The 1,826-nt window shown below is 59.5% G+C and carries 2 protein-coding genes; both read left to right on the plus strand.

Going from position 1 to position 1,826, the window contains the following annotated elements:
* Window positions 1–150 precede the first annotated feature (150 nt).
* Complete coding sequence (locus ACFUEJ_RS24120) at window positions 151–1,581, plus strand: polysaccharide biosynthesis tyrosine autokinase (protein ID WP_388032363.1); 1,431 nt, start codon at window positions 151–153, stop codon at window positions 1,579–1,581.
* Between the two features lie 55 nt (window positions 1,582–1,636).
* On the plus strand, window positions 1,637–1,826 hold a 190-nt coding region (locus ACFUEJ_RS24125; protein WP_388032365.1), incomplete at its 3' end, for a hypothetical protein.

The following is a 1,826-nucleotide window of genomic DNA, read 5'->3' on the forward strand; positions in this document are numbered from 1 at the left end:
CGGCCGGGGACGCGATTTCAGCTCGTTCACTCGAAGCGTCTCGATGTCATCACGCGACTTCAGAAGTCTCTGAACATCTCCGAGCAAGGGAAAGATTCCGGCATCATCAGCACGGTCTGGCGCAGCGACGATCCGCACAAGACTCAGGCCGTGCTCAACGAGATCGCACGGCTGTATGTCAAGCAGAACGTCGACAGAAAGTCGGCGGAGGCGGACAACATGATTCGGTTCCTCGACCGCCAGTTGCCCGGGTTGAAGGACAATCTGACGAAGGCGGAAACGAAGTACAACAATTACAGGACTAAAAACACCATCGTCGATCTGCCGGTCGAGGCCCAGAGCTTGCTGAACCAGATCGTGCAGGCGGAGGTTCAGAAGAGTCAGCTCGTTCTTCAGCGTGATCAACTGCTTCAGCGCTTCACCCCGCGGCATCCTAATGTCGACGCCGTCAATCGGCAGCTCGATACCGTCAACGCTCAGATCGCGGCATTCAACCAGCGACTGAAAGCGATTCCCGCCAACGAGCAGGATACCGTCGGCCTCGCTCGTGACGCGATGGTGGCGCAGGAAATCTATACCACGCTGCTCAACAATGTCGAGCAATTGAGGGTACTGAAGGCGGGCAAGACCGGTAATGTCCGTCTGCTCGACGGCGCCGAGCTGATTACGGTGCCGGTATGGCCGCGTCCCGGTCTGATCATCCTCGTGGCCACCACGCTCGGCATATTCGTGGGCCTGGTCACCGCCTTCGCGTTCAAGGCACTGCGCAGCGGAATCGAAGATCCGGCCGAAGTCGAAGACAAGTTCGGGATTCCCGTCTATGCGACGATTCCGCACTCTGATCAACAGTCTACGTTCGGACGCATCGAGCGAGCGGGCGGTAACAATGCGCCGTTGCTCGCCCGGGCCGCACCGACCGATCTTGCCGTCGAAGCCATTCGCAGCTTGCGCACCGCATTGCAGTTCGCTCAGTTCGATGCCAGAAACAACATACTGATGCTGACCGGCCCCGCACCGGGCGTGGGCAAGTCGTTCATTGCCGTCAACCTCGCTGCGTTGATGGCGAGTTCGGGAAAGAGAGTGCTGCTGATCGACGGAGACCTCCGTCGCGGCTACCTGCACCGCTACGTCGGGGCGGCGCGAGGACGTGGATTGACCGAGTTGATCAGATCGGGTGGCGACGCCGGCGAATTCATCCAGCCCGACACGCTCGTGAAGGGTCTTGACTTCATTCCTACCGGCGAACTGCCGCCGAATGCGGCCGAGCTCCTGCTGCATCCCAACTTCGAACAGGTGTTGAGTCAGCTCTCGTCCCGATACGACCACGTAATCGTCGATACCCCACCCGTGCTGGCCGTCACGGACCCCGCCATCATAGGTCGCTACGCCGGTGTGACGCTGCTGGTGTTGCGCTTCGGCGCGAATCCACCGCGGGAAGTGGAAATGGCAATCAAGCAGTTGCGCCAGGGGGGCGGGACGCTGAAAGGCGTGATCTTCAACGATCTGCCCCTGAACACAGCGGGGTACGCATACGGGAAATACAAGTACGCGTATCAGTACGAATACGCACCACGGCAATAATTTCAAGACCGGGCCCGGACGACCAGCCTAGCCCGGCTATCGATTCGAACCCACCATGTCGGCACAACGCATCATCAAGGCATTTCTCGCTCACGGTCTCGGACAGGCCGTGAGTGTGTTCGCCCAGATCGTATCGGTTCCCCTGTTTCTGTCGGTGTGGGGCGCGGCGAAATACGGCGAATGGATACTGATCTCGACGATTCCGACCTACCTCGCTTTGAGTGATCTGGGCTTGTCGACCGTTG

It is taken from the genome of Gordonia sp. NPDC057258 (genome assembly GCF_042668985.1).
Lineage (GTDB): Bacteria > Actinomycetota > Actinomycetes > Mycobacteriales > Mycobacteriaceae > Gordonia > Gordonia hongkongensis.